A 22,738-nucleotide genomic window follows, 5' to 3' on the forward strand; every position below is an offset into this window, starting at 1 on the left:
TCACCCGCTCTCGCCGCCGTCGTGGCCCGGGATCGCGCGCAGGGCGGCCCGCAGCTCGGCCCGGCCGGCCACGCCGAGCTTGCTGTAGATCCGCTGGAGATGGTTCTCGACGGTACGGGCGGAGAGGTAGAGCTGCACCGCGATGGCGCGGCTGGTCACCCCGTCGGCGGCGAGCCGGGCCACCTGCCACTCGCGCTCGCTGAGCGTCGGGGCCCCGGCCTGCAACGCCGGGGTGCGGATCAGGTCGCACCGGTTGAGCAGGGTGGCGAGGCGTTCCCGGGCGGTGGCCGCGGCCGGCGACCGCTGCCGGCGCATCCGGTCCAACGCGGTGGCGGTCGCCTCGGCCGCGTAGACGGCCAGGCCCAGCGCGTCGAAGTCGTCGGCCACCGCCAGCAGCTCGTCGGCGGAGCCGCCCGCAACGGCCCGGGCGTGCCGGGCGAGCAGCGGCGGCAGCACCCCGTCGACCCGTTCGGAGAGCTCCGCCAACCGCTGCGCGACGCTGCGCCGGCTGCCGTCGGAGCAGGTCGGCCCGAGCGGCGCGGCCGCCTGGTCCAGCCGGACCAGGTCGTGCAGCACGTGTACCTCGTGGCCGGCGAAGCCGTCCGCGCGGAGCCGGTCGGCCAGCCCGCTCAGGTGCTTGACGGCGCCGGAGACGTCGCCGCCGGCGGCGAGCGTCGCGCCCCTGGCCTGCTCCAGCCAGGGGTAGAGCACGACCATGCCCGGGGCGTGGGTGCGGTCGGCCTCCGCCATCGCCTCCGCGGCCTGCCCGGCGTCGCCGCGCAGCGCCGCCGCCTGGGCCCGTTCGGCCTGGGCCAGCCCCGCGTAGACCCGGCTGGTGGCGAGGACCGCGCAGGCGCCGAGGCTGGTCCGCAGGGCCGCGTCGCTCTGGCCGCGCAGCCGGGCCGCGTACGCCTGGAGGATGGCCAGGTAGCCGGTGCCGAGCCGGAAGTCGCCGGCCCCGGCCAGGTCCGCGAACTCGTCGGCCACGATCGCGTCGATGCCCGCGAGGTCGCCGGCGAGCGCCAGCCGGGTGCCCCGGGCCAGCTCCAGGGCCAGTTGCAGGTACGGCATGTCGGCCCGCCACCGGCCCACCTCGGCCTGCACCTGGTTGATCGCGGTGGCGCTGCGGTGCAGCTGGCCCTGCGCCGCCTGGAGGTGGGCGATCGTGCTGCGCGCCAGTTCCCGGGCGGCGACGCTCGCGGCCGGGCGGTCCAGCACCGTCTGGCCGAGCCGCAGCGCGATGGCCGTGTCCAGCCGGTGCAGCCGCATGATGGCCTCGAAGGCCAGCACCCGGGCCTGGTCGGCGGAGTCCGTCAGGGTCGACCGGCGGGCCGCGATCTCCTCCACGGTGGACTCCCGGCTCAGGCCCCAGTAGCTGACCATTCCGCGCACCGTGAGCCACCTGCTGAGCCGCCGGTCGCCCTCGATGGCCGAGGAGACCGCGTCGAGCACCTCCATCGCCTCGTCCGGCCGGTCGGCGAACATCAGGATGGTGGCCAGCAGCTCCGCGGCGTCGAAACCGCCGCCCGCGTCGAGCGCCGCCCGGGCCAGCCGGGTCGCCAGGGGCACGTCGTAGCGGGCGAACGCCTGCCCGGCCGCGTCGAGCAGCATGGCCGGGTCCTGCGCGGTGCCCGAGTCGAGCCGCCAGACGGCCACCCGGAGCAGGTCGTCGCGGCGCCGCTTGCCGACCCGTTCCAGCAGCTCGGCGAGGTTGGCCTGCAACCGGCGCGTCCGGCTGACCGGGCAGCGGCGGCGCATCACCTCGCCGTAGAGCGGGTGGGCCAGCCGCACGTTCGCCCGCCGGTCGTCGTGGACCACGGCGATCAACCCGCGCTCCTCGGCATCCTCCACGTCCTGCGGGGCGGCGGCCTGGCTGAGCAGGTGCAGGCCGAGCGGCTCGCCGAACGCGACTAGCTCCACCACCCCGCGTACGCCGGGGGTGAGCTGCCCGATCCGGATGTCGATCAGGTCGGTCAGGTTGGGCGCCAGCTCCAGCCGGCCGGTCCACTTCCAGATCCCGTACGTGCGGGTCAGCTCCCCGCAGTCGGCGGCGAACACCAGCTCCCGCAGCAGCAGCGGGTTGCCCTCGGAGAGCCGGCCGAGGCGGTCGGCGGAGGTGGCGTCCACCGGCCCGTTCAGGATCTCGGAGAGCAGCCGGGTGGTGTCGGCCGGCGCCAGCGGCTTCAGCTCGACGTGGTCGGCCAGGTCGTCGGTCCACAGGGCCCGGATCGGCAGCGGGAGCTGCTCGCCGTCGCGCAGAGTGCCGATCACCGTGGCGTTCTCGGCCCGGCCGACCAGGTTCACCAGCGCGGCCGAGGGCGGGTCGAGCAGGTGCGCGTCGTCGATCGCGAGCACGATCTGGCGGCCGGCCGCCTGCTGTTGCAGCACGTCCACCGCCCAGCGCAGGATGCCGGCGGGGGTGAGGCCGTGCGGCTGCTCGGTCGGGAGCACCTGGATCAGCCCGCCGAAGGGCAGCGCGGCGGTCGTGGCGCTCGCCGCGATCGACCAGACGGCGTACCTGTCGCGGGGGAGGGCCGCCACCCCCTCGCGCAGCAGCCGGCTCTTGCCGATGCCCGCGTTGCCGCTGAAGAAGATGCCCCGCCCCTCCGTGCCGGTGACCGCCGACAGCAGACGGTTGAGCTCATCCGTTCGGCCGACGAAACTCCACCGACTCATCGGGGCAGCATATCGATTGGATTCCGTGCGCGCGCACGCCGTCACGCAACGAAGTTGAGTAATCTCGTCGTTACCGCTGAGTATTCGAGGTGTTCCGTCCGGGGACCGGGTCGCCCGTACTCTTCCGGCATCCGGATGCCGTCACCGGACATTTCACTGCGGCCGGCCCTGCCGGCCGCCTGCCACGGGAGGACGCTTTTGAGCAAGCCCGGTCCTCTCCCCGCCGTCGACGTGCCCGACGACACGGCCGGGGCCGCGGAGCTGCCCCGGCGAGGTCGGCTGCCCACCAGGCTGGGCGTCACCGAGCCCGGCCCGGAGGAGCCGCTGGCCGTGGTCGCCGTCGGCCCCGCCGGCGCGGGGCGCTCCGAGGTGCTCGCCCGGCTGCTCCGGCTCGATCCCGGCATGCTCGCCGCGCCCGCCGGCAGCTGGCTCGTGGTTCGCCACTCCCGGGTGCCGACCCGGGCCGCCTACGTGCCGGGCTACCGCCAGCCCCACTCGTACGGGGCTGACCGGCTGGCCGCCGGGCCGGCGCTGGCCCGTCCGCCGCGCCGGGTCGAGCTGAGCGTGCCCGAGCCGCTGCTGCGGCACTTCAGCCTCGTCGACACGCCGGACACGGCCGTCCTCGGGGTGGCCGGCGGGCAGCTGCTGCGCGACGCGGCGGGGCGCTCCGGGGCGGTGCTCTTCGTGATCGCCGCCGACCAGGCGTTCGCCGCCGCCGAACTCAACCTGCTCGCCGAGGTGGCCCGCGCCCGCGTCGAGGTCTTCTTCGCGGTCACCCCGGGTGCGGGCGGCTGGGCGCCGGTGCCCGACGGCACGGCGACGACGGAGGGCGCGGGGGCGTCCGTCGCGCCGGTCCGGGGCGGCGACCCCGCCCCGGTGGACCCGGTGGCCGTCACCGTCGAGGCGCACCGGGCGGCCCTGCTGGCCGCCGTCCCGGGGCTGGCCGACGCCCGCTGGTTCGCGCTCGCCGGCAGCGACGGGGCGGAGCTGCGCCGGGCCCTGGTCGGCTGGGCCGCCGACGAGGGACTGCGGCGGGCGAGCGCCGAGCCGCCGGTGCTCCCCGGCTCGCACGGCCGCGTGCCGGTGGTGGCCGACCCGGGCGACTGGTCCGAGGAGCTCGACCGGCAGGCGCGCTCCTGCTCCCGGCGCATCCGCCAGCACCTGGCCCTGGAGTTGGCCAACACCCACCTGCGGGTGGTGCAGGAGATCGTCTTCGGGGTCGGCTGCGCCGGCCTGCCGCAGCTGCTCGACCGCGAGATGGAGGCGCTGTCGCTGCTGGCCACCGCCCAGCGCGACCAGGCGGTGCGCCGGCTCGTCGAGGAGGCCGCCGGCCGGGTCTTCGGCACGCCGCTGCCGACGGGCGTCGTGCGGCGCCTCTTCGCCCCGGTGCGCTGGGGCCTGACCGACCACCGGAGCGACCACGAGCTGGACCGCGTCCTGCTGGTCACCAGCACCGGGGGCGTGGCGGGGCTGACCGGCGCAGGCGCGGCCGACGCCATGGCCAGCTGCCCGGGGGCGGAGCGCGTGGAGGTGCTCCCGCCGGTCGCCGTGGCCCTGTCGGGCGGCTGCTGGCAGCACTGGCGCAGCCCCGGCAACGACGACCCCAACGCCGCCCGGGCCTGGGCCCAGCGCGCGCTGCGCGAGGTCGAACTGGAGCTGTCGCGGGAGGTGGCCCGGCGGTTCGAGGTGGTCCGCCTCTCGCTGGACGGGGTGCTCTCCGATGCTGTCGACCACGGCATCCTGCTCGCCTGACGGCGGCCCGCCCGCTCGCGGCGCGCGTCCGGCGCCGGGCCGGACGCGGGCCGCCGCCGACGCCCCTGACCAGGCCGGACTCGGTGATCCGCGCCGGGCCGGCGTTCCGGTTCCTCGGTTCGCCGAATCCGGTGGCACGATGGGGGGCATGGCGGCTCCGCAGGTTGCACCTGTCGAGACGCCGGACACCGATGAGGTGCCGGCGTCCGACCGGCCTTGGGTGACCATCGTGTGGGACGATCCGGTCAACCTGATGACGTACGTGACCTGGGTCTTCCAGAAGCTCTTCGGCTACAGCCGGGAGAAGGCGGAACAACTGATGCTCGACGTGCACCACAAGGGCCGTGCCGTGGTCTCCAGCGGCGCCCGGGAACGGATGGAGCACGACGCGTCGCAGCTGCACGCGTACGGGCTGTGGGCGACGGTGGACCGGTCGTGAGCATGTTCCGTCGCCAGGGCGACCGCTACGTCGCCAGCTTCGCCGTCGACGAGGTGCGGGTGCTGCGCAAGGTGGCCTCCGAGGTGGTCGGGCTGCTCACCGACGGCTTCGACCACACCGATCCGGTGGTCGGCCGGCTCTTCCCCGAGGCGTACCCGGACGATCCGTCCGGGGCGGCGGAGTTCCGCCGCTACACCGAGGGCGACCTCAAGACGGCCAAGATCGACCAGGCCGGCGCGATCCTCGCCGCGCTGCCCGACTCCGCCGGTGGCGAGGTGCGCCTCGACGCGGAGGCGGCCGAGGCGTGGCTGCGGGCGCTCAACGACGCCCGGCTCGCGATGGGCGTCCGCCTGGAGATCAAGGACGGCACGGATCTCGGCGAGGAGCTCGACGACGCGGTCGCCGAGGACCCGGCGTCCAGCCGGGTGTTCCAACTGTCGGTCTACGCGTACCTCGGCTATCTCCAGGAGTCCCTGCTCAACGCCTTGATCGACTAGGCGTGACCGCGGCCACCTTAAGGTGGCGGCCGGTACGCGTTAGGCTGGGAGACGTGCTGAGCATCGACCGGTCGATCATCGACGCGATCGTCGCCCACGCCCGTCGCGACCACCCCGACGAGGCGTGCGGCGTGGTCGCCGGTCCCGCCGGCAGCGACACCCCCACCCGGCACATCCCGATGGACAACGCGGCCCGCTCCATGACCTTCTACGAGTTCGACTCGATGGAGCAGCTGCGGGTGTGGCGCGAGATGGACGACCGGGACGAGGAGCCCGTCGTCATCTACCACTCGCACACCGCGACGGAGGCCTACCCGTCCCGGACGGACGTCTCCTTCGCCGGCGAACCGGGGGCGCACTACCTGCTGGTCTCCACCCGCGAGCCCGACACGGAGGAGATCCGCTCCTTCCGGATCGTCGACGGAGTGGTGACCGAGGAGCCGGTCCGGATCGTGGAGGCGGGGGTGGACCCGCACGCCGTGCAGTCCTACATGTTCGGGCAGAGCCCGGCGACGGTCGACTACGAGTGTTCCGGCCGCTGATCCAGCGCCCGCGACACCCGTCCACGTCCCGTCACCCTCCGGCACGCCCGATCACACCGAGGAGCACGTCACCATGGCCATCGAGGTTCGCATCCCCACCATCCTGCGCAGCTACACCGGCGGCGCGAAGGTCGTCGAGGGAGCCGGCGACACGCTGGGCGACCTGCTCGCCGACCTGGACTCCCGGCACGCCGGCCTGCGGGGCCGGCTGGTCACCGACGCCGGTGCGCTGCACCGCTTCGTCAACGTCTACGTCAACGACGAGGACGTCCGCTTCCTCGGCGCGCTGGACGCCAAGCTCAACGACGGCGACAGCGTGACCATCCTGCCGGCCGTCGCCGGTGGCGCGTTCGGCTTCGCGGCGGCTGCCGCGATCGCCCAGCACGGCGCCGCGACCGCCGCCCGGTCGGCCGTCGCCGCCCGCTGACGGCGGCGGTCACCATGGCGCGGTACGACAGCCTCCTCGACGCCTGCGGCGGGACGCCCCTGGTCGGGCTGCCCCGGCTCTCCCCGACGGTGCCCGACGGGGCGCCGCCGGTGCGGCTCTGGGCGAAGCTGGAGGACCGGAACCCGACCGGCAGCATCAAGGACCGGGCCGCCCTCTTCATGGTGCGCGCGGCCGAGGAGGCGGGCCGGCTCCGGCCGGGCGACACCATCCTCGAACCGACCAGCGGCAACACCGGCATCTCGCTGGCCATGGTGGCCAAGCTGCGGGGCTACCGGCTGGTCTGCGTGATGCCGGAGAACGTCTCGACCGAGCGGGTGCAGCTGCTCCGCATGTACGGCGCGGAGATCATCTTCTCGCCCGCGGCGGGCGGCTCCAACCAGGCCGTGGCGACCGCCAAGCAGATCTCGGCCGAGCACCCCGACTGGGTCATGCTCTACCAGTACGGCAACGAGGCGAACGCCCGGGCGCACTACGAGACCACCGGTCCGGAGCTGCTGCACGACCTGCCCACGATCACGCACTTCGTGGCGGGCCTCGGCACCACGGGGACGCTGATGGGCACCGGGCGCTACCTGCGGGAGAAGGTCGAAGGCATCCAGGTCGTCGCGGCCGAGCCGCGCTACGGCGAGCTGGTCTACGGGCTGCGCAACATCGACGAGGGGTACGTCCCGGAGCTCTACGACGCCACGGTGCTCTCCCGGCGCTTCTCCGTCGGCACCCGGGACGCGGTGCTGCGGACCCGGCAGCTGGTGGAGGTGGAGGGCGTCTTCGCCGGGTTCTCCACCGGAGCCATCCTGCACGCCGCCCTGGCGGTGGCGCACGAGGCCGTCCGGGACGGCCGCCGGGCCGACGTCGCCTTCGTGGTCTGCGACGGCGGCTGGAAATACCTCTCCACCGGCGCGTACGGCGGCACCCTCGCCGACGCGGAGGAGGCCCTGGAGGGCCAGCTCTGGGCCTGACGCCGCCGCGACGGGGCCGCCGACACGCGTCGGCGGCCCCGCGCGGTCGACGCCCGTCGGCGGCCCGTTCACGCAGCGCTACCCGCGCACGTCGATCCGTCGCGCGGCACGGGCGGAGCGGCGCGCCGGGGTGCGGGCGGGTGTCACGTTCGTGACATCTTCCAGTGGAAGACTCTTGCCGTCGCGCGCGCGAGCGTAGGCTGCCCTGCGTGGCGTACGCGTCGGTAGAGATCATCGACAGGGCGACCGTCGGCACGGACGCTACGCACCGTGACAGTGAGACAACTCGATGCGACTGACCGTCCTGGGCTGCGCGGGCAGTTTCCCCGGCCCCGAGTCCCCCTGTTCGGCGTACCTGGTCGAGGCGGACGGCTTCCGGCTGCTGCTCGACTTCGGCTCCGGCTCGCTCTCCAACCTCCAGCGCTACGCGGGGCTGCACGCCCCCGACGCCATCGTCCTGACCCACCTGCACTGCGACCACATCCTCGACGCCGCCTCGTACGTGGTGGTCCGCCGCTACGCCCCGGACGGCCCCTACCCGTCGCTGCCCGTCTACGCCCCGTCCGGCGCCCCGGACCGGCTGGCGGCGGCGTACGGGCAGGAGGACAGCACGGTCGAGGACGTCTACCGGTTCTACGCCCTCGAACCCGGCAGCTTCCCGATCGGCCCGTTCACGGTCACCGTCGACCGGGTCAACCACCCCGTGGAGACGTACGGCGTCCGGCTGGAGCACGACGGCCGGGTGCTCTGCTACTCCTCGGACACCGCGCCCTGCGACGCCCTGCTCCGCCTCGCCCAGGACGCCGACACCTTCCTCTGCGAGGCGAGCTACCTCGACGGCGTGGAGAACCCGCCGGACCTGCACCTGACCGGCCGGGAGGCCGGCGAGGCGGCGACCAAGGCGGGGGTGGGCCGGCTGCTGCTCACCCACCTGGTGGCCGCCTGGGGCAGCGAGGCACACACCGTCGAGTCGGCCGGCGCCGCGTACGACGGGCCGCTCGAGGTGGTCCGGCCCGGCGCCAGCTACGAGATCTGACCCCGGTCGGGACACCCCGGGACGCTCCGATCGGGGCACCGCATAAGGTGCAGGGATGGCGCGACCTGACGGGCGGCGACCCGACGAACTCCGACCTGTGACGTTGACCCGGGGCTGGAGCACCCATCCGGAGGGCTCGGTGCTCGTGGAGTTCGGCGGGACCCGGGTGCTCTGCACCGCCAGCGTCACCGAGGGCGTGCCGCGCTGGCGCAAGGGCTCCGGGCTCGGCTGGGTCACCGCCGAGTACGCGATGCTGCCGAGGGCCACCAACACCCGCTCCGACCGGGAGAGCGTGAAGGGGCGTGTCGGCGGGCGCACCCACGAGATCTCCCGCCTGATCGGCCGGAGCCTGCGGGCGTCCATCGACCTGAAGGCCCTCGGCGAGAACTCGATCGTGCTCGACTGCGACGTGCTCCAGGCCGACGGGGGCACCCGCACCGCCGCGATCACCGGCGCGTACGTGGCGCTGCACGACGCCGTGACCTGGCTGGCCGGGCGCAAGTCGCTGGCCGGCAAGCCGGAGAAGGTGATGCACCGCTCGGTGGCCGCGGTCAGCGTCGGCGTCATCGACGGCGAGCCCCGGCTGGACCTCGACTACGCCGAGGACGTGACCGCCGAGGTCGACATGAACGTGGTGTGCACCGGCGCGGGCGACTTCGTCGAGGTGCAGGGCACCGGGGAGGCGGGCGTGTTCGCCCGCGAACAGCTCGACGCCCTGCTCGACCTGGCCGTCGCCGGCTGCGTGGAACTGGCCGAAGCCCAGCGGAATGCGCTCTCGCTCCCGTGAGCGCGAGGAGTGGGCTCGCGACCCCGCGGCCGCGAAACGAAGGTGAGACCTCGTGAGCGCGAGGAGTGAGCTTGCGAGCCCCGCAGTCGCGAACAAAGGTGGATTCTGATGACCAAGGTGCTGCTCGCCACCCGTAACCGCAAGAAGCTCGTCGAGCTCCAGCGGATCCTCGACGGCGCGCTCGGCGCGCACCGCGTCGCCCTGATCGGGCTGGACGACGTCGAGGAATACCCGGAGCTGCCCGAGAGTGGCCTGACCTTCGGCGAGAACGCGCTGATCAAGGCGCGGGAGGGCTGCCGGCGCACCGGCCTGCCGACGATCGCCGACGACTCCGGGCTCGCCGTCGAGGCGCTCAACGGCATGCCCGGGGTGTTCAGCGCGCGCTGGGCCGGCCGGCACGGGAACGACCAGGCCAACCTCCAGCTGGTGCTGGACCAGATCGCCGACCTGCCCGACGAGCACCGGGGCGCCTCGTTCGTCTGCACGGTGGTCCTGGTGCTGCCGGGCGGCAAGGAGCACCTGGTCGACGGCCGGCAGTCCGGCCGGCTGCTCCGGGCTCCGCGCGGCGACGGCGGCTTCGGCTACGACCCCATCTTCCTCGGCGACGGGCAGGACCGCACCAACGCCGAGCTGACGCCGCAGGAGAAGGACGCGGTCAGCCACCGCGGCAAGGCGCTGCGGGAGCTGGCCAAGCTGGTCGCCAGGGTGCTGCCGCCCGCGAGCTGACGGCCCACCCCCGATGCGAGGGGTACTCACGGGGTTCGCCGTCATCGGCACCGTCATCGCCCTCGGCTGGGCGCTCGGTCGCGGTGGCGTGCTGGGGCCCGAGGCGGCCACCGTCCTGTCCCGGGTCGCCTTCTTCGTGGCGACCCCGGCGCTGCTGTTCGGGACGGTGGCCCGCTCCGACGTCCGGGCGGTCGTCTCGTCCGCCCTCGTCGTCACCGTGGTGAGCACCCTCGCCGTGGCGTCGGTCTTCGTGGCCGTCGCGAGGCTGCGCTGGCGACGCTCCGTACCGGAGGCGACGATCGGCGCCCTGGCCGCCTCGTACGTCAACGCGGCGAACATCGGCATCCCGGTCGCGGTGTACGTGCTCGGGGACGCCGTCTTCGTCGCGCCCGTGCTGATGTTCCAGCTCGTGGTGATGACGCCGCTCGCGTTCGCCGCCCTGGAGCTGGGCACGGCGGGCAGCCGTCCCTCGCTCGGCGCGGTGGTGCGCCAGCCGCTCACCAACCCCGTCACCATCGCCTGCGCGCTGGGCGTGCTGGCCAGCCTGACCGGGTGGCTGCCGCCGGAACCGGTCCTGCGGCCGATGGAGCTCGTCGCGGCGATGGCGGTTCCCGCCACCCTGATCGCCTACGGCATCTCCCTGCACGGCGCACCCGCGCCCGGCTCCGGAGAGACCGGGCGGGACGTCCGGCTGGCGGTGCTGTTCAAGACGATGGCCCAGCCCGCCGTCGCCTACCTCGTCGCCCGCTTCGCGATGGGGCTGCCGCAGAGTCTCGTGCTGGCCTGCACGGTCACCGCCGCCCTCCCGACGGCGCAGAACGTCTTCGTCTACGCGGTCCGCTACGACCGGGGCGTCGTCCTGGCGCGCGACTCGATCCTCCTGTCGACCGTGGCGGCGGTACCCGTACTGATCGGCATCGCGGTGCTGGCCGGCTGAGCCGCCGTCAGCCGAGGGGGCCCACCTCGCGTTCGATCGCGGCGCGCAGCTCGGGCCCGGCGAGCACCGCCCGGGCGGCCTCCATCAGCGGGGCGAGGAAGACGTCCGGCCCGGGCTCCCCGGCGATCCCGTGCAGCGCCGCGACGGCGGCCCGCCCGGCCGGTGAGGGGACGAGCGGGGCGCGCAGCTGGAGTCCGCGTACGGCGGCGAGCAGTTCCACTGCCAGCAGGCTGGTCAGGTTGTCCAGCACCGTGCGCAGCTTCTTGGTCGCCGACCAGCCCATCGAGACGTGGTCCTCCTGCATGCCGCTGGTGGGCAGCGAGTCCACCGAAGCGGGCGCGGCGAGGCGCCGGTTCTCCGCGACGATCCCGGCCGCCGTGTACTGGGCGATCATCAGCCCGGAGTTGACCCCGGCGTCGGGGGAGAGGAACGCCGGCAGCTCCCGGGACCGGGTGACGTCGAGCAGCCGGTCCACCCGGCGTTCGGCGATCGCGCCCACCTCGGCGGCGGCGATGGCCAGGAAGTCCGCGGCGAAGCCGAGCGGCGCGCCGTGGAAGTTCCCGGTCGACTCGACGCGGCCGTCGGGCAGCACCACCGGGTTGTCCACCACCGAGACCAGCTCCCGCCCGGCAACCGTGCGGACGAAGTCCAGCGTGTCCCGGGCGGCCCCGGTGACCTGCGGCGCGCAGCGCATCGAGTACGCGTCCTGCACCGCGTGCGCCAGGTCGTCGCGGTGCGAGTCCATCACCCGGGAGTCCTGGAGCAGCCGGTGGATGTTCGCCGCCGAGGCCGACTGCCCCGGATGGGGCCGGATGGCGTGCAGCTCCGGCAGGAACGGCCGCTCCGAGCCGAGCATCGCCTCGATCGCGAGGGCGGCGGTGACGTCGGCCATCGTGAACAGGTGCGCGGCGTCGTGGATCGCCAGCAGCAGCATGCCGAGCATGCCGTCGGTGCCGTTGATCAGGGCGAGCCCCTCCTTGGCGGCCAGTCCGACCGGCGCCAACCCGGCCCGGCGCAGCGCGTCGGCGGCCGGCAGCCGTTCCCCGGCCGGGCCGAGCACCCAGCCCTCGCCGAGCAGCACCAGCGCGCAGTGCGCCAGCGGCGCCAGGTCGCCGGAGGCGCCGAGCGAGCCGTGCTCCGGCACCCACGGCGTCACGTCGTGGTTGAGCAGGTCGACCAGGGCCTCGGCGAGCAGGGGCCGTACGCCGGAGTGGCCGAGCGCCAGCGAGCGGACCCGCAGCAGCATCATCGCCCGGACCACCTCGCGGGGCATCGGCGCGCCCACCCCGGCGGCGTGCGAGCGGATCAGCGCGTGCTGGAGCTCGGCCCGCCGCTCGGGCGCGACGAAGGTGTTCGCGAGGGCGCCGAACCCGGTGGAGACGCCGTAGACCGGCCTCCCGGCGGCCTCGATGCCGTCCACGATGGACCGGCTGGTGGTCATCGCCTCCACGGTCGCCGGGTCGAGGACGACCTTTGCGGAGCCGCGCGCGACGGCGAGCACGTCGGCGGGGGAGATCCCGGTGGGCAGGATGGTCACGGTCGTCATCGCGGTACTCCGTTGTGCAGGACCTGGCGGATCAGCGGTACACCCGGCCGGTAGGCCAGGTGCAGGTGGGACGGGGCGTCGAGGATCATCAGATCGGCGCGGGCCCCGCGCCTGAGCACCCCGACGTCGTCGCGGCGCAGCGCCCGCGCGCCGCCGGCGGTCGCGGCCCAGACCGCCTCCGCCGGGGTCATCCCCATCTCGCGTACGGCGAGCGCGACGCAGAACGGCATCGACGAGGTGTACGACGAACCGGGGTTGCAGTCCGTCGCCAGCGCCACGGTGACTCCGGCGTCGAGCAGCCGACGGGCGTCCGGGTACGGCGAGCGGGTGGAGAACTCGGCGCCGGGCAGCAGGGTGGCGACCGTGGTCGGCACGAACCCGGAGACCCAGGTCTCGCCGGCCGAGGCCAGCGCGTCGACGTCGGCGTCGGTCAGGTGCGTGCAGTGGTCGACGCTCGCCGCGCCCAGCTCCACGCCGAGCTGGACGCCCGGCCCCGGGCCGAGCTGGTTGGCGTGCACCCGCGCGCCCAGCCCGACGGCCTGACCGCAGGCCAGGATGGCGCGGGCGTGGTCGGCGTCGAACGCGCCCCGCTCGCAGAAGACGTCGATCCAGCGCGCGTGCGGCGCGGCGGCGGCCAGCATCGGCCCGCAGACCAGGCTCACGTAGTCGTCGGGGCGGTCGGCGTACTCGGCGGGAACCACGTGGGCGCCGAGGAAGGTGGTCTCCTCGCTGACCTCGGCGGCGATCGCCAGCGACCGGGCCTCGTCGGCGACGGTGAGGCCGTACCCGCTCTTGATCTCCATGGTGGTGGTGCCCTGCCGCATCGCCTCGCCGCGCAGCCGGCGCACGGTGGCCCGCAGCTCGTCGTCGGAGGCGGCCCGGGTCGCGCCGACCGTGGTCCGGATGCCGCCGCCGGTGTACGGCTGCCCGGCCATCCGGGCGGCGAACTCGGCGGCGCGGTCCCCGGCGAAGACCAGGTGGGCGTGGCTGTCCACGAAGCCGGGGAGCACCGCCGCGCCCTCGGCGTCGACGCGCCGGTCGGCGGCCGGCGCCTCCCGGGCCGGCCCGACCCAGGCCACCTGCCCGTCCTCGACCAGCAGGGCGGCGTCACGCCAGATGCCCAGCGGGCCATCCTCGCCGCCGGGCGGGTCGTTGGTCACCAGCTCGCCGATGTTGTCGACCAGCAGACTGCTCAAGAGGTCACCTCCGCGATCGCCGTCGCCAGCTCGGTCGGCACGTCGACGGTCAGATGGCGGCCGTCGCGCACCACCGTCCGGCCGTCCACCACCACGTGCGTGACGTCCGCGGCGCCCGCCGCGAACCACACCCCCACCGGGGGTACGCCCGCCGTGCGCGGGCTGTCCAGCCGTACCGTCACCAGGTCGGCGCGGGCCCCCACGGCGATCCGCCCCGCGTCGCGCCAGCCCAGCGCGGCGTGACCGGCCGAGGTGGCCGCGTCCGCCAGCTCGGCCGGGCCGAAGTGGCCCCGCCGGCGGGTGCGCAGCCGCTCGTCCAGCTCCACGGCGCGGGCCTCCTCGAAGAGGTCGATCACGGCGTGGCTGTCGCTGCCCAGGCTGAGCGGCAGGCCGACGTCGGCCATCCGACGGGCCGGGCCGATCCCGTCGGCCAGGTCCCGCTCGGTGGTCGGGCAGAGGCAGACGCCGACGCGGTGCTCCCCGAGCAGCGACAGGTCGGCGCCGGTCAGGTGGGTGGCGTGCACGGCGGTGGTGTCCGGGCCGAGCGCCCCGTGCTCGGCGAGCAGCCGGGCCGGGGTGCGGCCGTGCACGGCGCGGCAGGCGTCGTTCTCGGCGGGCTGCTCGGAGAGGTGCACGTGCAGGGGCGCGCCCCGTCGGTCCGCCCACCCGGCCACGGTGGCGAGCTGCCCGGCCGGCACCGCGCGTACCGAGTGGATCGCCGCGCCCACCCGGGCGTGGTCGTCGGCGGGCCGGAACGCGTCCGCCCGCTCCGCCCAGCGCAGGGCGTCGCCGTCGCCGAACCGCCGCTGCGGCCCGGCGAGCGGCTGCCCGTCCACCGTCGCCGTCAGGTAGCAGGCGTCGAGCAGGGTGATCCGGATCCCGGCGTGCGCGGCGGCCTCGACCAGCGCCTCGCCCATCGCGTTGGGGTCGGCGTACGGGGTGCCGTCCGGGTTGTGGTGCAGGTAGTGGAACTCGCCGACGCAGGTGATCCCGGCCAGTGCCATCTCGGCGTAGACCGCCCGGGCCAGGGCCAGGTACGAGTCCGGGTCGAGGCGCCGCGCCACCTCGTACATCCGGTCGCGCCAGGTCCAGAAGTCGCCGCGCCCGTCGTGGGTGCGCCCGCGCAGCGCGCGGTGGAAGGCGTGCGAGTGGGCGTTGGCGAGCCCGGGCAGGGTCAGCCCGGGCAACCGGACGGCGTCGCCGAGCACCTCCACGCCGGCGCGCGGGCTGCTCCCGGCGGTCAGGGGGGTCACACCGGTGATCCGCCCGTCCGCCGTTTCGACGAGCACGTCGGCGGTCGGTCCGGCGCGGCCGGGCAGCCACGCGTACTCGGCGAGCCAGCGGGTCCCGGTCATCTCGTGCGCCTCCTTTCGAGCTGAGTCGTCTGCGACATCAGTCGATCATCGCGCGGGCGAATCGTCCGCGACATCAGCTCGACAGGCCGCTGACGGCGTCCCCGCACCGCGTTCACCGGCACGCCAGTTCCTCCAGCACCCGGGCCAGGGCGGTGACCCCGGCCGCGCAGTCGGCGTCGGTGGCCGACTCCGCCGGCGAGTGCGAGACCCCCGTCGGGTTGCGCACGAAGAGCATCGCCGTGGGCAGGTGCGCGGCCAGCACCCCGGCGTCGTGCCCCGCCCCGGTCGGCAGCACCGGCGCGTCGAGCAGCGCGGCGAGCCGGCCCGCCAGGTCGCCGTCGAAGGCGACCAGCGGGGTGGCCGACTCCTCGGTCAGCGCCACCTCCGTGCCGTCGCGCCGGGCCCGCTCGGCGGCCTTCGCGCGCACCGCGTCGACCAGCCCCGTCAGGGTCTCCGGCTCGGCGGCCCGGGCGTCCAGCCAGCCGGTCACCTTCGACGGGATCGCGTTGGTGGCGTTCGGCTCCACCGCCACCCGGCCGACGGTGGCGTGGGCGCCGCGCAGCCGCGCCTCCTTGTTGGCCGCCAGCACCGTGAAGGCGTACGTCAGCATGGGGTCGCGGCGGTCGGCCATCCGGGTCGTGCCGGCGTGGTTCCCCTCGCCGGTGAACTCGAAGCGCCAGCGGCCGTGCGGCCAGATGGCGCTGGCCACCCCGACCGGCGCGCCGGCGTCCACCATCGCGCGGCCCTGCTCGACGTGCAGCTCGACGAAGGCGGCGAAGCGGCCGAGCAGCTCGGGGCGGGCGCCCGCCGGCCGGACGCCCAGCGCCTCGGCGAAGCTCACCCCGCCGGCGTCGCGCAACCCGGCCGCGCGCTCCACCGCGATCTCCCCGGTGAGCAGGCGCGACCCCAGGCACGGTACGCCGAAGCGCGCCCCCTCCTCCTCCACGAACGCGCCCACCACGACGGGGCGCCCCGGCGCGACGCCCGCCGCGCGCAGCTCGTCGACGGCGAGGAACGCGCTGACGATGCCGAGCGGCCCGTCGTACGCCCCGCCGTGCGGCACCGAGTCGAAGTGGCTGCCGGTCAGCAACGCGTCGCCGGCCTCCGGGTCGCCCCAGTGGGCGAAGAGGTTGCCGTTGCCGTCGTCGGTGACCGGCATGCCCCGGCGGTCGGCCTGCGCGCGGAACCACTCCCGCAGCCGCAGCTCCGGGTCGGTCAGCGCGTACCGCAGGTAGCCGCCGCTGCGCTCGTCCCGCCCGACCGGCGCGATCTCGTCCCACAACGCCCGGAACCGGCCGGCGGGGCCCGTCACGCGGCACCTCCGTTGTTCGCGACTGCGGGGCTCCGCTGCGCTGCACTCCTCGCGCTCACGCGGCACCTCCGTTGTTCGCGACTGCGGGGCTCCGCTGCGCTGCACTCCTCGCGCTCACGCGGCACCTCCGTTGTTCGCGACTGCGGGGCTCCGCTGCGCTGCACTCCTCGCGCTCACGCGGCACCTCCGTTGTTCGCGACTGCGGGGCTCCGCTGCGCTGCACTCCTCGCGCTCACGGGTTACCCCCCTCCGCCATCGGCACCCGCACGCCGGTGGCCTCCGCGACCTCGCGGGCGGCGTCGTAGCCGGCGTCGACGTGCCGGATGACGCCCATCGCCGGGTCGTTGGTCAGCACCCGCTCGATCTTCTGCCCGGCCAGCGCCGTGCCGTCGGCCACGCAGACCTGCCCGGCGTGGATGGACCGGCCGATGCCGACCCCGCCGCCGTGGTGGATCGACACCCAGGACGCCCCGCTGGCGGTGTTGACCAGCGCGTTGAGCAGCGGCCAGTCCGCCACCGCGTCGGAGCCGTCGGCCATCGCCTCGGTCTCCCGGTACGGGCTGGCAACGCTGCCGCAGTCGAGGTGGTCCCGGCCGATCACCACCGGCGCGGAGAGCTCCCCGGAGGCGACCATCTCGTTGAACCGCACGCCCGCCCGGTCGCGCTCGCCGTAGCCGAGCCAGCAGATCCGCGCCGGCAGGCCCTGGAAGGCGACCCGCTCGCCGGCCATCCGGATCCACCGGGCCAGCGGCTCGTTCTCCGGGAACAGCTCCAGGATCGCCCGGTCGGTGGCGGCGATGTCGGCCGGGTCGCCGGAGAGCGCCGCCCACCGGAACGGGCCCTTGCCCTCGCAGAACAACGGCCGGATGTACGCGGGCACGAAGCCGGGGAAGTCGAAGGCCCGGTCGAACCCGCCGAGCCTGGCCTCGCCCCGGATCGAGTTGCCGTAGTCGAAGACCTCCGCCCCGGCGTCCAGGAACCCGACCATCGCCTCGACGTGCTTCGCCATCGACGCCCGCGCCCGGTCGGTGAACTCGGCCGGCTTCGCCGCCGCGTACTCCCTCGCGTCGGCCAGCTCCACCCCCTCCGGCAGGTACGACAGCGGGTCGTGCGCGCTGGTCTGGTCGGTGACGACGTCGACCTCGACGCCCCGGCGCAGCAGCTCCGGGAAGACCGTGGCCGCGTTGCCCACCACGCCGACGCTCAGCGCGCGGCGGTCCCGCTTGGCGGCCAGCGCCCGCGCCACGGCGTCGTCCAGGGAGTCGGCCACCTCGTCGAGGTAACGGTCGTGCACCCGCCGGTCGAGCCGGCCGCGGTCGACGTCGACGACCAGGCAGGCGCCGCCGTTCATGGTGACCGCGAGGGGCTGCGCCCCGCCCATCCCGCCGCAGCCGGCGGTCAGCGTCAGCGTGCCGGCCAGGGTGCCGCCGAACCTGCGCGCGGCGACGGCGGCGAACGTCTCGTACGTGCCCTGGAGGATGCCCTGCGTGCCGATGTAGATCCACGAACCGGCGGTCATCTGCCCGTACATGGTCAGGCCGAGCTGTTCCAGCCGGCGGAACTCCGGCCAGGTGGCCCAGTCGCCGACCAGGTTGGAGTTGGCCAGCAGCACCCGGGGCGCCCACTCGTGGGTACGCATGACGCCCACCGGCCGGCCGGACTGCACCAGCATCGTCTCGTCGTCGCGCAGGTCGGTCAGGGTACGCACCAACGCGTGGTACGACGGCCAGTCCCGAGCCGCCTTCCCGGTGCCGCCGTAGACCACCAGGTCGTCGGGGCGCTCGGCCACCTCGGGGTCGAGATTGTTCATCAGCATCCGCAGCGCGGCCTCCTGCGGCCAACCACGGGCGGTGCGTTCGGTGCCGCGTGCGGCGCGGACGGGCTGGTTCATCTCGGGTCTCCTCCGGGTCATCCGAGGAACAACTGGCGGCGGGCGGCGGAGGCCTCGAAGGCCTCCAGCCGGCGCTGGGTGTCGGCCGGGGCGGCGTCGCAGATGGCCTGGAGCACCACCATGGCCAGCGTCATCGGGGCGGTGTGCAGGTCGAAGACGAGCTGGGCGCCGACGGCGGCGGGCAGCACCTCGTCGGCGTACTCGGTGGCCGGGCTGACCGGCGAGTCGGTGATGGCCACCACGGTCAGGCCGGCGGCCCGGGCCTCGCGCAGGGCGTCCAGGGTCTCCCGGGGGTAGCGGGGCAGGACGAAGGCGAGCAGGGCGCCCGCCCCGGCCTCGGCGGCCTGTTCGAGGCGGTCGGCCAGCAGGCTGCCGCCGTCGTCGAGCACCCGCACGTCGGGGTGCACCTTGGCGGCGAAGTAGGCGAAGTAGGCGGCGAGCGGGGCGGCGGCGCGCAGGCCGAGCACCGGCAGCGGGCGACTGGCGGCCAGCAGCCGCCCGATCCCGGCGATCCGGTCCCGGTCGGCCAGTTGCCCGGCGAGGCGGTCCAGGTTGCCGATCTCGGCGCGTACCGCCTGCTGTAGCTCGTTGCCGGCGTCGGCGGCGCCACCGGGGGCGCCGGCGGCCAGCTCGCGCAGCCGGCGGCGCAGCGCGGGGTAGCCGTCGTGGCCGAGCGCGACGGCGAACCGGGTGACCGACGGCTGGCTGACCCCGGCCAGTTCGGCGACCTCGGCCGCCGACAGGTACGCCGCAGTCGGCGCGTGCTGCACCAGGCAGTGCGCGATCCGACGCTGGGTCGGGGTGAGCCGGACCCCCTGGAACAGGTCCAGCACCTGCTCGGTGGGGGCCACGACAGCGCTGCCATTCATGCCTGGACTCTATGCATGAAAACTTTCACAGGGCAACCGGTCGGTCCGCCCGGCATGGCCGGGTCGCCCGGCGGGACGCGGCCGGAGGGTGGGCGGCCCGGGCGTCCCGTCAGGTGTCCGGCCGGCGACGGGCGGGCGGAATGGCTGGCGCGGCCTCTGTAGGATCCGCACGGCGGTTGAACAGAGGAGTTGGCATGCAGCCGGGTGGCCCCTACAGGTTCACGCACATGCTTGGCGAGTGTCAGGTGGGTAAGGCCTGGGCTGCCGTCGACGGGCAGGGCCGGTTCGCTGCGGTCGCGCTGCTGGAGGGGCCGGCGGCCGCGGATCCGCGTTGGCGCGAGGCGTTCGCCAACGCCGTGTACGCCCTGGCGCAGGCACCGGACGGGCTCCGTTACGCCAACGTCGACTTCTCGTCCGCGAGCCCCTGGGCGGCGTACGGCCCCGACGCGGGCAACGCTCCCCAACGGCTCTTCGAGACCCTCGGCCAGGAGTACCGGCCCGGTCCCGCCGTCGCGTCGTCCCCGGTCGTGGCGTCCGTTCCCGCGCCGGTCAGCGGGGTGCCGACCCCCGCCCCGGCGAGTTCGCCCCCGGCGGCCCCCGCCGCATCGGTCTCCGGGGTGCCGTCCGCCGGCCCGGATCCGGCACAGCCGACCTCCGGCCCGCCCCAGCTGCCGTGGGCCGCGCAGGCCTGGTCGATGCCCGCCCAGCAACCGGTGTCGGGGGCGCCCACGTCAGCCCCCGCCGCGCCCACCTCGGCGCAGCCGGCGACCTCGCACGACCCGTTCGCCTCGTCCGGGCGGCGCATCGCGCCGGCACCGCGGGAACGGCGCCGGATGCCCTGGCTCCTGGTCGGTGTCGGCGCGCTGGTGCTCGCGCTGCTCGCCGGCGGCGGGGGGTTCGCCCTGGGCAACGCCGGCGGACCGGAGGAGGGGCCGGTGGCGGCCCCGTCGAGCAGCCCCTCACTCGCACCGTACGAGGCGACGCAGTTCTCCATCAACAAGGCCAAGTTCGAGGGAGAACTCGCGCCGCTGGCGGAGCCGTGGCTGGCCCGGATCGGCGGGTGCGCCGCCGACACCGACGCCGGTGGACCCAAGCTGCCGGCCGACGAGAAGCGCCACGTGTTCTGCCGGTACGGCGGGGTGTCCCTACACTTCGCCCTCTATCGGGCGAAGGCTGAGAAGGACGCCGCGCGGGCCTACCGGCAGCAGCTCAACCTCGCCGGCGGTGCCCTCGCCCCCGGACTGCGCGAGGCGACCCGGACGACAGGTGGCGTGAGCGGTGCCGCCGGCAGTTACGTCGAGTACGCCTTGAAGGGTGACGATGACCGGACCATCTGTGGCCTGTGGTGGGACCGCGACGACGTCGACGCCGCGTTCTACGTCGAGACCCTCTGCGAGGCGGGCATCGCCGGCAACTGGGACGCGCTGCGGGATCTCTGGCGGCGCAACAGCTGACGGATCGGCGGCACGACGCCCGGCGGGACGCGCCGAGTGCGGGCGGCGGAGGGGCGACAGACGATGACGGCGCTGGACGACCCCCACCCCGTCGCGCCGCCGGCTGCCGGGGCGCCCCTGCTCGCCGGTCGCAGCGTCGCGCTGGTCCACGAGTGGTTCGGCGCGACCGGGGGCTCGGAGAACGTCTTCCTCGCCATCGCCGATCTCGTGCCGCACGCCCGCCGCATCGTGCTCTGGGCGGACCGGGACGTGGAGGTCGACCGGCTCGGTCTGCGCGAGACGTGGCTGGCGCGCACGCCGCTGCGCCGGAGCAAGGCCCTCGCCCTCCCGCTGATGCCCCTCGCCTGGCGCACGGTCGGCGACGACCGGTACGACGTCGTGATCTCCTCCAGCCACGCCTTCGCCCACACCGTCCGGCTCGGCTCGCCGGAGCGGACCCGGCACCTGAGCTACGTGCACGCGCCGGCCCGTTACGTCTGGAGCCCGGACTTCGACGGCCGTGGCTCCGGAGCGCTGCTGAGCGGGCCGCGACGGGCCCTGCAGGCGGTCGATGTCCGGCTCAGCCGACACGTGCACGCCTACGCGGCGAATTCCCGCGAGGTCCAGGCGAGGATCCGGCGGTTCTGGAAGCGCGACGCCGTCGTGATCCATCCGCCGGTCGACGTCGACTTCTTCGGCCGGGCCGACGTCTCGCGGGCGCCGCGGGACTACCTGCTCGGCGTGGGCCGCTGGATCCCGTACAAGAACTTCGACCTGATGATCGAGGTCGCCGCCGAGGCGGGGATGCCGCTGACCATCGCGGGATCCGGCCCGGAGGAGGACCGGCTGCGGCGGGCGGCCGCAGCGGTGCGAGTGCCCGTGACGTTCGAGGTCCGGCCGACCCGGGAGCGGTTGCGTGAGCTCTACGCGGGCGCCAGGGCGCTGTTGTTCCCGGCCCACGAGGACTTCGGCATCATCCCGGTGGAGGCCCAGGCCTGCGGCACGCCGGTGATCGGCCTGGACAGCGGCGGCCTGCTGGAGACCGTCGTCGACGGGGAGACCGGCTTCCTCGTCGGTTCGATGCGGCCGGCCGACCACGCCGCCGCCGTTCGCCGGCTTGGCCCGCTCTCCGAGACCCGCATCCGGGAGCACTCCACGACCTTCTCCCAGCAGCGGTTCGCCGCCCGGATGAGCGAGTGGATCGCGCATGAGTCCCGCTGATCCCGGCACCGTCGTCGACTGCAGCGGGGTCGGCCCCGGCGGCATCACCCGCGTACTCACCGAGGTCGTGCGGCACTGGCCGGCGGGGCACCGGCTCCGGCTGGTCGCCGTGCCCCCTTCCTGGCAGCCGCCGGCGACGACCCGCGCCGAGGTGCAGGTGATCAGCCGGCAGTCGCCCGACCGGGCGCGCGCCGTCGCGTCCGCCACCAGCACGCTGCGCCGGGTGACCGCCGCCGCCCGGGACGACGCGTCGTCGACCCGCGTCCTCTCGCTGAGCCCTTCGGTGGCGGTCGTCGGCAGCCAACTGCCGGTGACCACGATCGTGCACGACCTCGCGTTCAAGCTGTGGCCGCACGGCCTGCCGACCACCGTGCGACAGTACCGCCGGGTCAGCTACGGCGCGGCGATCAGCCGCTCGGGCCGGCTGCTCTGCGTCAGCGCGCGCACCCGCCACGACCTGCACGGGCTCTACGGCGTGCCGGAGCACCGCAGCGCCGTCTGGCAGCCGGGAAGCGATGTGGAGGTGGTCCCCGGGGAACTGCCCGAACGCCTGGCCGCCGTCGTCCGGGCCGGGCAGCCGTACCTGGCCGTCGCGGGGCACGCGGCGCACAAGGGGGTCGAACTCGCCGTCGAGGCGCTGCCAGACCTGCCGGGGTACGTGCTGGCCGTGCTGACCGGCGGGCAACGGGTCGAACGGTTCGAGGCGGCGGTGGCGGCCTCCCCGGCCGCCGACCGGGTACTGCTGCTCGACCGGCTCTCCGACGCCGGCTACGCCGCGACGATCGCCGGCGCGGCGGTGTTCCTGATGCCCAGCCACTTCGAGGGGTACGGTCTGCCGGCGGCCGAGGCGCTGCGGTTGGGCACCCCGACGGTGATCTCGCCCGACCCCGCCCTGCACGAGGCGACCGACGGGCGCGCCGTACGGATGACGACCTGGACGGCCGCCGCGGTGACCCGGGCGGTGACCGAGGCGTACGCGGCGCCCCGTCCGCCGGCCGGCCGGACCGGCCGGTCCTGGCGGGAGGCGACGGCCCACCTGGTCGCGCTGCTCGCCGCGGTCGACGACCTGCCAGGACCCGGGGTGGCCACCTCCTCCACGAGCTGGAGGGGCTGACC

Annotated in this window: 20 protein-coding genes; 13 read left to right on the top strand and 7 right to left on the bottom strand. The window is 75.0% G+C overall.

Features of this window, described 5'->3' with window-relative positions; translation table 11 throughout:
* The gene (locus V6V16_RS01645; protein ID WP_334558825.1) at positions 1-2,676 is read right to left on the bottom strand and encodes a LuxR C-terminal-related transcriptional regulator; all 2,676 of its coding nucleotides are present in this window, start codon (positions 2,674-2,676) and stop codon (positions 1-3) included.
* 198 nt (positions 2,677-2,874) lie between these two features.
* On the opposite strand from V6V16_RS01645, the gene V6V16_RS01650 reads away from it, so the two are divergent.
* From V6V16_RS01650 to V6V16_RS01695, 10 genes are all read left to right on the top strand, one after another.
* Complete coding sequence (locus V6V16_RS01650) at positions 2,875-4,428, top strand: hypothetical protein (protein ID WP_334558828.1); 1,554 nt, start codon at positions 2,875-2,877, stop codon at positions 4,426-4,428.
* A 148-nt stretch (positions 4,429-4,576) separates the two neighbouring features.
* Entirely contained in the window at positions 4,577-4,867 is a 291-nt protein-coding gene (clpS, locus tag V6V16_RS01655; protein ID WP_089001780.1) for an ATP-dependent Clp protease adapter ClpS, read from the top strand.
* 2 nt (positions 4,868-4,869) lie between these two features.
* Positions 4,870-5,364: a DUF2017 domain-containing protein gene (locus V6V16_RS01660; protein WP_334559001.1), complete on the top strand. Its 495-nt coding sequence runs from the start codon at positions 4,870-4,872 to the stop codon at positions 5,362-5,364.
* 53 nt (positions 5,365-5,417) lie between these two features.
* On the top strand, positions 5,418-5,906 hold the full coding sequence (locus V6V16_RS01665; RefSeq protein ID WP_334558831.1) for a M67 family metallopeptidase: 489 nt from the start codon (positions 5,418-5,420) through the stop codon (positions 5,904-5,906).
* 73 nt (positions 5,907-5,979) lie between these two features.
* The gene (locus V6V16_RS01670; protein WP_334558834.1) at positions 5,980-6,333 is read left to right on the top strand and encodes a MoaD/ThiS family protein; all 354 of its coding nucleotides are present in this window, start codon (positions 5,980-5,982) and stop codon (positions 6,331-6,333) included.
* Positions 6,334-6,347: 14 nt separating this feature from the next.
* Positions 6,348-7,313: a PLP-dependent cysteine synthase family protein gene (locus tag V6V16_RS01675; RefSeq protein WP_334558836.1), complete on the top strand. Its 966-nt coding sequence runs from the start codon at positions 6,348-6,350 to the stop codon at positions 7,311-7,313.
* 289 nt (positions 7,314-7,602) lie between these two features.
* On the top strand, positions 7,603-8,349 hold the full coding sequence (locus tag V6V16_RS01680; RefSeq protein ID WP_334558838.1) for an MBL fold metallo-hydrolase: 747 nt from the start codon (positions 7,603-7,605) through the stop codon (positions 8,347-8,349).
* Positions 8,350-8,404: 55 nt separating this feature from the next.
* The gene (gene rph / locus V6V16_RS01685; RefSeq protein ID WP_334558840.1) at positions 8,405-9,136 is read left to right on the top strand and encodes a ribonuclease PH; all 732 of its coding nucleotides are present in this window, start codon (positions 8,405-8,407) and stop codon (positions 9,134-9,136) included.
* A gap of 108 nt (positions 9,137-9,244) precedes the next feature.
* A complete protein-coding gene (rdgB, locus tag V6V16_RS01690) occupies positions 9,245-9,862 on the top strand; it encodes an RdgB/HAM1 family non-canonical purine NTP pyrophosphatase (protein ID WP_334558843.1) in 618 nt (205 codons plus the stop codon).
* 13 nt (positions 9,863-9,875) lie between these two features.
* On the top strand, positions 9,876-10,799 hold the full coding sequence (locus V6V16_RS01695) for an AEC family transporter (protein WP_334558846.1): 924 nt from the start codon (positions 9,876-9,878) through the stop codon (positions 10,797-10,799).
* 7 nt (positions 10,800-10,806) lie between these two features.
* On the opposite strand, the gene hutH is transcribed toward V6V16_RS01695, so the two are convergent.
* From hutH to V6V16_RS01725, 6 genes are all read right to left on the bottom strand, one after another.
* Positions 10,807-12,345, bottom strand: coding sequence for a histidine ammonia-lyase (gene hutH, locus V6V16_RS01700; RefSeq protein ID WP_334558848.1), 1,539 nt, complete (start codon positions 12,343-12,345; stop codon positions 10,807-10,809).
* The gene (gene hutI / locus V6V16_RS01705; RefSeq protein WP_334558851.1) at positions 12,342-13,541 is read right to left on the bottom strand and encodes an imidazolonepropionase; all 1,200 of its coding nucleotides are present in this window, start codon (positions 13,539-13,541) and stop codon (positions 12,342-12,344) included. The genes hutH and hutI overlap by 4 nt, the downstream gene beginning before the upstream one ends.
* Positions 13,538-14,896, bottom strand: coding sequence for a formimidoylglutamate deiminase (locus V6V16_RS01710; protein ID WP_334558853.1), 1,359 nt, complete (start codon positions 14,894-14,896; stop codon positions 13,538-13,540). The genes hutI and V6V16_RS01710 overlap by 4 nt, the downstream gene beginning before the upstream one ends.
* A 112-nt stretch (positions 14,897-15,008) precedes the next feature.
* Entirely contained in the window at positions 15,009-16,208 is a 1,200-nt protein-coding gene (locus tag V6V16_RS01715; RefSeq protein WP_334558855.1) for an allantoate amidohydrolase, read from the bottom strand.
* A 232-nt stretch (positions 16,209-16,440) separates the two neighbouring features.
* Positions 16,441-18,099 (bottom strand): urocanate hydratase, encoded by a 1,659-nt coding sequence (gene hutU / locus V6V16_RS01720; protein WP_334558858.1) that lies wholly within the window; start codon positions 18,097-18,099, stop codon positions 16,441-16,443.
* Positions 18,100-18,116: 17 nt separating this feature from the next.
* The gene (locus tag V6V16_RS01725) at positions 18,117-18,968 is read right to left on the bottom strand and encodes a MurR/RpiR family transcriptional regulator (protein ID WP_334558861.1); all 852 of its coding nucleotides are present in this window, start codon (positions 18,966-18,968) and stop codon (positions 18,117-18,119) included.
* A 227-nt stretch (positions 18,969-19,195) separates the two neighbouring features.
* Here V6V16_RS01725 and V6V16_RS01730 point away from each other — a divergent pair, with 227 nt between their 5' ends.
* From V6V16_RS01730 to V6V16_RS01740, 3 genes are all read left to right on the top strand, one after another.
* Positions 19,196-20,422 carry a hypothetical protein gene (locus V6V16_RS01730; protein ID WP_334558863.1) on the top strand — a complete coding sequence of 409 codons (1,227 nt, stop codon included), beginning with the start codon at positions 19,196-19,198 and terminating at the stop codon, positions 20,420-20,422.
* Positions 20,423-20,485: 63 nt separating this feature from the next.
* Positions 20,486-21,622, top strand: coding sequence for a glycosyltransferase (locus V6V16_RS01735; protein ID WP_334558865.1), 1,137 nt, complete (start codon positions 20,486-20,488; stop codon positions 21,620-21,622).
* Positions 21,609-22,736, top strand: a complete 1,128-nt coding sequence (locus tag V6V16_RS01740; RefSeq protein ID WP_334558867.1) for a glycosyltransferase — start codon at positions 21,609-21,611, stop codon at positions 22,734-22,736. Before V6V16_RS01735 ends, V6V16_RS01740 begins: the two co-directional genes overlap by 14 nt.
* Positions 22,737-22,738: the final 2 nt, after the last annotated feature.

It is taken from the genome of Micromonospora sp. CPCC 205561 (assembly GCF_036906775.1).
In the GTDB taxonomy this organism is placed as follows: domain Bacteria; phylum Actinomycetota; class Actinomycetes; order Mycobacteriales; family Micromonosporaceae; genus Micromonospora.

Coding starts and splice junctions, on each gene's coding strand:
- V6V16_RS01645 (WP_334558825.1), bottom strand. CDS start 2,676: ATGAGTCGGTGGAGTTTCGTCGGCCGAACGGATGAGCTCAACCGTCTG.
- clpS (WP_089001780.1), top strand. CDS start 4,577: ATGGCGGCTCCGCAGGTTGCACCTGTCGAGACGCCGGACACCGATGAG.
- V6V16_RS01660 (WP_334559001.1), top strand. CDS start 4,870: ATGTTCCGTCGCCAGGGCGACCGCTACGTCGCCAGCTTCGCCGTCGAC.
- V6V16_RS01670 (WP_334558834.1), top strand. CDS start 5,980: ATGGCCATCGAGGTTCGCATCCCCACCATCCTGCGCAGCTACACCGGC.
- V6V16_RS01675 (WP_334558836.1), top strand. CDS start 6,348: ATGGCGCGGTACGACAGCCTCCTCGACGCCTGCGGCGGGACGCCCCTG.
- V6V16_RS01680 (WP_334558838.1), top strand. CDS start 7,603: ATGCGACTGACCGTCCTGGGCTGCGCGGGCAGTTTCCCCGGCCCCGAG.
- rph (WP_334558840.1), top strand. CDS start 8,405: ATGGCGCGACCTGACGGGCGGCGACCCGACGAACTCCGACCTGTGACG.
- rdgB (WP_334558843.1), top strand. CDS start 9,245: ATGACCAAGGTGCTGCTCGCCACCCGTAACCGCAAGAAGCTCGTCGAG.
- V6V16_RS01695 (WP_334558846.1), top strand. CDS start 9,876: ATGCGAGGGGTACTCACGGGGTTCGCCGTCATCGGCACCGTCATCGCC.
- hutH (WP_334558848.1), bottom strand. CDS start 12,345: ATGACGACCGTGACCATCCTGCCCACCGGGATCTCCCCCGCCGACGTG.
- V6V16_RS01710 (WP_334558853.1), bottom strand. CDS start 14,896: ATGACCGGGACCCGCTGGCTCGCCGAGTACGCGTGGCTGCCCGGCCGC.
- hutU (WP_334558858.1), bottom strand. CDS start 18,099: ATGAACCAGCCCGTCCGCGCCGCACGCGGCACCGAACGCACCGCCCGT.
- V6V16_RS01725 (WP_334558861.1), bottom strand. CDS start 18,968: ATGAATGGCAGCGCTGTCGTGGCCCCCACCGAGCAGGTGCTGGACCTG.
- V6V16_RS01730 (WP_334558863.1), top strand. CDS start 19,196: ATGCTTGGCGAGTGTCAGGTGGGTAAGGCCTGGGCTGCCGTCGACGGG.
- V6V16_RS01735 (WP_334558865.1), top strand. CDS start 20,486: ATGACGGCGCTGGACGACCCCCACCCCGTCGCGCCGCCGGCTGCCGGG.
- V6V16_RS01740 (WP_334558867.1), top strand. CDS start 21,609: ATGAGTCCCGCTGATCCCGGCACCGTCGTCGACTGCAGCGGGGTCGGC.